Below are 7790 nucleotides of genomic sequence, written 5' to 3' on the forward strand. Positions count from 1 at the left end.
ACTAGTGACGGTCGACAATGGTCTGTGGTGTGTCTATTCTGTCTGAACCCTCAATAAGCAGACCCGGATACCGGGCGGAAACTGAATCATGACCAAGTTGCCAGATGGCCTTATTGTTGTTGCCAAGCGCGACTGCCCGACCTGTCAGCTGATCGAACCCCTGCTGGCAGTGCTTGATCGGCAGGCGGGGCCGCTGACTGTCTATTCCCAGGATGATCCGTCCTTCGGCACTGGTGTGTCCGGCGCCAGCCATGACGAAACCCTCGAACATTCCTTCCGTCTCAATATCGAGTTTGTGCCGACGCTGATCCGTGTCGAACAGGGACGGGAGGTTGAACGGACCTATGGCTGGCACCGGGAAGACTGGCAGCGCCTGTCCGGGGTTGCTGATCTGGGCGCTGACTTGCCGGTAATGCGTCCTGGCTGCGGCTCGAAAACCCTGGAACCCGGAATTGCCGAAAATCTCGAACTGGCCTTCGGCACCACAAAGCTCTCGTCCCGGTCCATCGAAACCGATGCTGAAGATCTGATTGAAGCCTGCTATGAGCGTGGCTGGAGCGATGGCCTGCCGGTGGTGCCGCCGACACCGCAACGGGTGTTAAGAATGCTTGGTGGGACAGACCGGGACCCGGCTGAAGAGCTGGGACTGGTGCCACCGGACCTGGCGCGCTGCACCGTTGAGAAGGTGGCCGTGAACGCGGTCATGGCCGGCTGCAAGCCGGAGTACATGCCAGTATTGCTGGCGGCGCTTGAAGCGGCACTGACAGAGGAGTTTGGTCTCCACGGCGTACTGTGTACCACCATGTTCTGCAGCCCAATGATCATCGCAAACGGGCCGGTTACCCGGGCCATTGGGATGAATTCCGGGGTCAACGCGCTGGGTCAGGGTAACCGGGCCAACGCTACCATTGGCCGGGCCTTGCAGCTGATCGTTCGTAACGTGGGCGGTGGTCGACCCGGTGAAATTGACCGCTCGACACTGGGTACCCCGGGCAAGTACACCTTCTGCTTCGCAGAGGCGGAAGACAGCGAATGGCTGCCCCTGGCTCAGGAGCGTGGCATTGCCGAAGGCAAGTCGGCAGTGACCCTGTTTGCCGGCGAAGGTGTGCAGGGCATTGTGGACCAGAAGTCCCGCCATCCGGAATCCCTGGCCCTGAGCTTTGCCCATGCCTTGCGTGCGGTGGATCATCACAAGATGGCCATGGCGGGCGATGCCGTGCTGGTGGTGTCGCCGGAACACAGCCGGGTATTTATCGAAGCCGGCTGGTCCAAAGCCCGCCTGCTGGAAGAGCTGGAAAAACTGCTGCAGTTCCCCGGTGAAGAAATGGTAGCCGGGGCCGGCGGTATCGCCGAAGGCGTCCCGGAGAGTTTCCGTGACAAGACCGTGAGAAAGTTCCGCCCCGGTGGCTTGTTGATTGTCCGGGCTGGCGGTACCGCTGGCCTGTTTTCAGCCGTGATTGCCGGCTGGGCCGCCTCTGGCCCGGTTGGTTCCATTCCTGTAACCAGAGAGGTGAAGGTATGAGTCAAACCAGTGTGATGCTGGACCCCACCGGCGAGTTTGCGCCGGCTGTGCGGGCCCGGCTCGCCCGTCCGCAGAGTCTGGCGGGTAAAACCGTCGGCTTGCTGGACATTTCCAAGCCCAGAGGAAACGTGTTCCTTGACCGGCTTGAGGAACGTCTCGGCGAACTGAGCGTAACCGTCAAACGTTACAGTAAACCCACGTTTACCCGGGTCGCTCCCACTGCGCTGAAACAGCAGATTGCAGCGGAAGTGGACCTGGTGGTGGAAGGTCTGGCTGATTGAGGCTCCTGCACGTCGTGTTGTACACATGACATCGCGGATCTTGAAAGCCGGAACATCCCAGGCGTAGGTATTGCTTCAGGCGAGTTTGTCCAGGCGGCTGCAGCGCAGTCGAAAACCCTGGGGTTCGAGCCTGCCATGGTGTTTGTTGGTCATCCGGTACAGGATCGTACCGACGACGAAATGCGAGCCATGGCTGACGATGCTCTGGATGAAATTGTCAGAGCGCTGACTCAATCCGATTAGAAACCCTGGTCACCGCCAGGGACGGCGGTACCCATGAACGATTCCGGGAAATCTCCCGCTCATCAGGCTGCACCCAAGGCAGCCGTTGGCAGCATGCATCCCCCCTCTGTGGACCGGATTCTGGCCTGGCCAGCGGTTCATCATCTGGCTGACACCCACGGTCGGCCGCTGGTCGTTGAAGCCATTCGAACGGTGCTGGACAGGTGGCGGCAAAGTGAACAGCCGCTGGATGATCAGGCTTTGAGTGCCGCCGTCGAGCAGCACCTGCTGGCTCTGATCGCTCCCTCCATGAAAGCCGTGTTCAACCTGACCGGCACGGTACTGCACACCAATCTTGGCCGGGCGCCGCTGCCCCGGGAAGCCATCGATGCCATGGTGGCGGTGGCTTCCGGTGCCAGCAATCTCGAGTTTGACCTGACCACCGGCAAACGCGGCGACCGGGACGACCATGTGGCCGCCTGGATCTGTCGGCTGACCGGGGCGGAAGCGGCCACCGTGGTCAACAACAACGCCGCTGCGGTGCTGCTGACCCTGAACAGTCTGGCCCAGAGGCGGGAAGTCATCGTCTCCAGAGGCGAACTGATCGAAATTGGCGGCGCCTTCCGGTTGCCGGACATCATGGCCCGGGCCGGCTGCAAGCTGCGGGAGGTGGGCACCACCAACCGCACTCATCCACGGGATTATCGTGAGGCCATCAGCGACCGTACCGCCCTGTTACTGAAGGCCTACACCAGCAATTACCGGGTGGAAGGATTTACCGCCGAGGTGGCAGAGCCTGAACTGGCGGCCATTGCACAGGAACATCAGTGCCCGTTGGTGGTGGATCTGGGCAGCGGCAGTCTGATCGACCTGGTGCCCCTGGGCCTGCCCCGGGAACCCACCGTGCGGGAAACCCTGGACAGCGGCGCAGACCTGGTAACGTTCAGTGGCGACAAGCTGCTGGGCGGTCCCCAGGCAGGGATTATCGCCGGGCGGGCGGACCTTGTCGCGAAGATCAAAAAGAACCCCATGAAGCGGGCCATGCGCTGCGACAAGCAGACTCTGGCGGCTCTGGAAGCGGTGCTGCGGCTCTACGGAAATCCGGCGCAGGTGGTCGAGCGGGTACCGGCACTGCGACTGCTGACCCGAACCGAAACCCGGATCCGCGAGCTGGCAGAGTCGCTGCTGGCGGCGGCTGCCCGTTGGGCTGGTGAGCCGTGGCAGGTGGACGTGGTTGCTGTTAAAAGTCAGATCGGCAGCGGGTCTCTGCCGCTGGACCTGCTGCCAAGTGCGGCGCTTTGCTTCAGGCCGCTGGCGCCGAATAAAAAGCAACGGAACCGGGCCCTGAAAGGGCTGGCGCACCGGCTTCGGCAACTCCCCATACCGGTTATCGGCCGGATCTCGGAGGAGACGCTGCTGCTGGATTGCCGATGCCTGGAAACAGCGGAGGATTTTGTTGCCCAGCTGGAGACGGCGGAGGCGTCCCGCCCGTGATCATCGCCACAGCCGGCCATGTGGATCATGGCAAGACCACCCTGATCCGGGCTCTGACCGGGCAGGATACTGACCGCCTGGCGGAGGAGAAACGGCGGGGACTGACCATTGACCTGGGCTTCGCCTGGATGCGATCTGCGGCCGGGCACTGGCTGGGTTTCGTGGACGTGCCCGGCCATGAAAAGTTCATTCGCAACATGGTGGCGGGAGTCGCCGCTGTCGATGCGGTGATGCTGGTAGTGGCCGCGGATGACGGGCCCATGCCCCAGACCCGTGAGCATCTGGCGATTCTGCAGTTGCTGGGGGTGACCGAGGGCGTTGTTGTGCTCACCAGAACGGACCGGGTGAATGCCGGTCGTGTGGAGGAAGTCCGTCATGAGTTGGCCGAAATGCTGGCGGGCACGGGGCTGTGTGAGGCACCGGTTTTTCCAGTCTCAGGCCTGACCGGAGAGGGCGTGCCGGCCCTGTTGGCGTGGCTCGGAGCAAGTGCTGAAGACCACGCCGGGCACTCTGTTACGTCCGCTGATGCACAACCGGCTGCTGGCCAGCGGCTTCTGGTGGATCGCAGTTTTTCGGTGAAGGGCAGTGGCTGTGTGGTGACCGGCACCCTGATTGCAGGCGTTCTTGCTGTGGACGATCGTCTGCTGGTGTCACCTGCGGGTTTGCCGGCCCGGGTTCGTGGTCTGCAGGTTCACGGCGAGAGTGTTGCGCAGGTGCAGGCGGGTCAGCGCTGCGCCGTCAATCTGGCCGGAGAGGTCGGGTCCGATAGGGTTCACCGGGGAGACTGGCTGGTCGCGCCCTGGCTGCACCAGGCCACTGACCGTCTGGAGGTTGCCCTTACGCTGTTGCCGGACATGCGGCTGCACCGTGGCACGTTTCAGGTACATCTGGGCGCAGCTGTACGCAGTGCCCGTGCGGTAGTGCTGTCGCCGGCAACGGACCGGGACTGCGGGCTGGTCCAGCTGCTGCTGGAACAACCGGTGCAGAGCTGCATGGGTGATCGCCTGATCCTGAGGGACCCGGCCCTGAACCAGACCATCGGCGGCGGCCGGGTGGTGGATCCCTTCGGTGTGGGCCGGGGCCGATCTGGTGGCCGCCGGCTGGAATTGCTGCGAGTGCTGTCCGCCACGGACGATCCGCAACGGCGACTGGAGGCCTGCCTGCAGGCCCATCCCGAAGGGTTAGCTCTGGAGCGTTTTGCCCGGGCCGGTAATCTGCCCGGACAGCGCCTCGATCAGCTGACCAAAAGCCTCAACCTCGTGGTGCTGCAGGCGTCCGCTGGTGAGCTGGCCATGGCGCCGGATCGCTGGGAGCAGCTACAGACTGAATTACTCAAGCGGCTGGATCAGTGGCATCGGGATTACCCGGATCGGATTGGCCCAAGCGAGCCGGAGCTCACCCGCTTGCCGGCTGTCCTTCTGGATCAGGTGGTCAGCCACCGGCTGCTGCAAACCCTGCTGGATAGCGGCGCTATCGCCCGTAATGGTTTCCGCTTTCATCGTCCCGGCCATCAGCCACAGCTTGCGGATTCCGATAAGGAACTGCTGGATCAGGTCCTGGCGCAGCTGGAAGGCAGCGGCCTGAAACCACCCATTGTTGGTGAGCTGGCGGAGGCTCTGGATCTGCCAAGGGAGCAGATGCAGTTATTCCTCGAACGGATGCATACACTTGGGCGCCTGATTGCGGTGGCCCCAAACCGTTTCTATCGTCCGGAAACCGTGGCCGAACTGGCGTCGGTGGCCGTGGCCCTGGCGGAAGCGTCCCCCACCGGCGCTTTTGATGCCCGCACTTATCGTGACGCCTCCGGCATCGGTCGCCGGCTCACAGTGAGCGTACTGGAATATCTGGACCGGGCCGGGGTTACCGCGTTTATCAACGAAGAGCGCCGCCTGCAGCCGGCCTATCGGCAGCAGACGTCAGCAACTTTCTCAAATCGCAGTAAAAAGGGTTACACTGCTGCGTCGTAACAAATGGAAGGGGATCGCTTCCCGGTGGAGCGCCCGGACTTCAAATCCGGTGAGGTGCGCAACGCGTGCCTGGTGGGTTCGACTCCCATACCCTTCCGCCATTTTACTACCCGGATCGACCGGTCAGGGAGGGCAGAAGCCCTCCCGTCATGCGGTTACGGCAACAGCACCGTCGATCCGGTGGTCTGGCCACTGGCCAGTGCCTGCTGTGCCCTGGCGGCGTCAGCCAACGGGTAGCGCTGGTTGATGTCGACCTTGATGGCTCCGCTGGAGAGCATGTCAAACAGCTCGCTGCACATGGCTTCGTACCTTGGGCGGGTATCGGCGTAGCCGGCCAGGCTGGGTCGGGTGGCGTAAAGTGAGCCTTTCTGGTTCAGGATACCGATGTTGATGCCGTCTACCGGTCCGGTGGTGTTGCCGTAGCTGACCATCAGCCCCCGGGTTTGAAGACAATCCAGTGAGGTAAGCCAGGTGTCCTTGCCGACAGAGTCATACACCACGGGCACCCTGGCGCCGTCCGTCAGTTCCCGCACCCGCTCGACGATATTTTCCTGCTTGTAGTTGATGGTCTCCCAGGCTCCGTTCTGTTTCGCCAGCGCTGCCTTTTCAGGACTGCTCACTGTGCCGATCAGTTTGACCCCCAGGGCCTTTGCCCACTGGCAGGCAATCAGGCCGACTCCACCGGCGGCGGCGTGGAACAGAATGGTCTGGCCAGACTGCAGTGGATAAGTCTGACGAAACAGATACTGCACGGTCAGGCCCTTGAGCATCACCGCAGCGGCGGTTTCAAAGTCGATGTCGTCCGGCAGGGCGATTACTTTGGCCGCCGGTACATAGTGCTGTTCAGCGTAAGCGCCCAGCGGGCCCTGGCCATAGGCAACGCGATCGCCCACCTTGAAGGTATCAACGCCGGCACCGGTCGCCTCGATGACTCCCGCGCCTTCCATGCCAAGCCCGGCGGGCAGCGCAGGTACGGGATATACGCCTTCGCGAAAATAGATGTCGATGTAGTTGAGGCCCACCGCGTGGTTGCGGATACGGACTTCACCGGCGGCCGGCTCTCGCTCTGGCACGTCGACCCACTCAAGAACTTCCGGTCCACCGGTATGGCTGATTCGTATGGCTTTGCTCATGCTGGGCTGCTCTCTTGTTGTTGTGGGTTTTCAGGAGGCAAGACTTCAGGTGTCTCTTGCCGCCTTGTACTCTGCCTGGAGCTCATAGAACTGGGTAATGATATCGTCCATGGCACTACCGTCGTATTCCCGCACGCCGGTGATAACGAGGGTTTTCTCGACCGTTCCGACACTCTTGTCAGCTGATGTCAGCTGATATTCCAGGCTGGCCGTGGCGCGCTTGCCGTTCACCGCCAGGGACGAGTGTCCGGTTTTCAGGCCCGGGGATTCGATATTCAGATCGCTCAGGGCAAGGCTCATGCTCTCATAGATAATCATTGGACGCTGGGGATTGAACATCACGCCGTTGGATTCCATCAGCGGCTTCAGGGTATGGGGGAAATTGGTGCCGGAGGCAGCGACGTAGCAGCGGGTAACCTCTTCAATAAGCTTCCGGTCTTCGGTCATGTCGCCATCACAGGTGGCTTCAAGGTAAACCTTGCCCGCCGCATCGGTTACCTGAATCAGGCCATCGCTGTTATTGAGTTCCAGGGGGACATCAGGGCCCAGCAGACTGCGGAATTTGAACGTCATGTTCTGATAGAGGCCAAAACGGTCAAGTATCAGGGCAAACAACAGGTCACCAGGTACACAGAAGCGGCGGGCATCCGGATTATGGATCGGGTTGTAGTCGCCTGCGATGTCTTTTGCGAACTGGCTTGCCTGGGTAGCACTGACGACAATGCGACCCTGATTGACCGAATGGAATTTGTCGAGAAACATAATGTGTTTGTTCAAACCTGCAATTTAGCTGCGCCCGGCGTTACGGCTGTCTGAAACGCCGGAAATGGAACCTGCAGCGGATGTTAACGGTTACGCGGAATGTTCCCGCAAGCGATAATTTCGTCATCATACCGAAAACCGGGGGTCGTGGCCTCCATCAGCGAAAATCCATGAACATTGTTTAACCGGTCAGGTGGCGGGCAGGGAAGGCGGCGTCAGTCAAACAGGGACAGCTGGGATGAGTCTGCCGCTGCCTTCCTGGTGCCGGGTGGTCCGGGGCGCCGCTGAACCGGACCCTTACGACTGCCGTGGCGTTTCAACACCCGCCGGGTTTCTTCCGCGCGAACCTGCTGCTGGTAGAACTCACCGATGGCTTTGCGCGCCGCCCGGGCAGCCTGCTCATGGTCAC

The 7790-nt window shown here is 61.6% G+C and carries 6 protein-coding genes, 1 tRNA gene and 1 pseudogene; 5 read left to right on the forward strand and 3 right to left on the reverse strand.

Features of this window, described 5'->3' with window-relative positions:
- Window positions 1–88: 88 nt before the first annotated feature.
- From AAC035_RS16005 to AAC035_RS16025, 5 genes are all read left to right on the forward strand, one after another.
- A complete protein-coding gene (locus tag AAC035_RS16005; protein WP_339805898.1) occupies window positions 89–1522 on the forward strand; it encodes a thioredoxin family protein in 1434 nt (477 codons plus the stop codon).
- Window positions 1519–2046 (forward strand): UGSC family (seleno)protein, encoded by a 528-nt coding sequence (locus AAC035_RS16010; RefSeq protein WP_339805900.1) that lies wholly within the window; start codon window positions 1519–1521, stop codon window positions 2044–2046. The genes AAC035_RS16005 and AAC035_RS16010 overlap by 4 nt, the downstream gene beginning before the upstream one ends.
- A gap of 33 nt (window positions 2047–2079) precedes the next feature.
- Window positions 2080–3519 carry an L-seryl-tRNA(Sec) selenium transferase gene (selA, locus tag AAC035_RS16015; RefSeq protein ID WP_339805903.1) on the forward strand — a complete coding sequence of 480 codons (1440 nt, stop codon included), beginning with the start codon at window positions 2080–2082 and terminating at the stop codon, window positions 3517–3519.
- On the forward strand, window positions 3516–5486 hold the full coding sequence (gene selB / locus AAC035_RS16020; protein ID WP_339805905.1) for a selenocysteine-specific translation elongation factor: 1971 nt from the start codon (window positions 3516–3518) through the stop codon (window positions 5484–5486). Before selA ends, selB begins: the two co-directional genes overlap by 4 nt.
- A gap of 5 nt (window positions 5487–5491) precedes the next feature.
- Window positions 5492–5587, forward strand: a tRNA-Sec gene (locus AAC035_RS16025).
- A 54-nt stretch (window positions 5588–5641) separates the two neighbouring features.
- Here the strand turns inward: AAC035_RS16025 and AAC035_RS16030 are convergent.
- The 3 genes and pseudogenes from AAC035_RS16030 to AAC035_RS16040 all read right to left on the reverse strand — a co-directional run.
- Window positions 5642–6619, reverse strand: a complete 978-nt coding sequence (locus tag AAC035_RS16030; protein WP_339805907.1) for a quinone oxidoreductase — start codon at window positions 6617–6619, stop codon at window positions 5642–5644.
- A gap of 45 nt (window positions 6620–6664) precedes the next feature.
- Complete coding sequence (locus tag AAC035_RS16035; protein WP_339805909.1) at window positions 6665–7381, reverse strand: DUF3581 family protein; 717 nt, start codon at window positions 7379–7381, stop codon at window positions 6665–6667.
- Between the two features lie 215 nt (window positions 7382–7596).
- A pseudogene (locus AAC035_RS16040) lies at window positions 7597–7790 on the reverse strand (deoxyribodipyrimidine photo-lyase); the annotation flags it as partial.

The organism is uncultured Marinobacter sp., from assembly GCF_963974375.1.
Lineage (GTDB): Bacteria > Pseudomonadota > Gammaproteobacteria > Pseudomonadales > Oleiphilaceae > Marinobacter.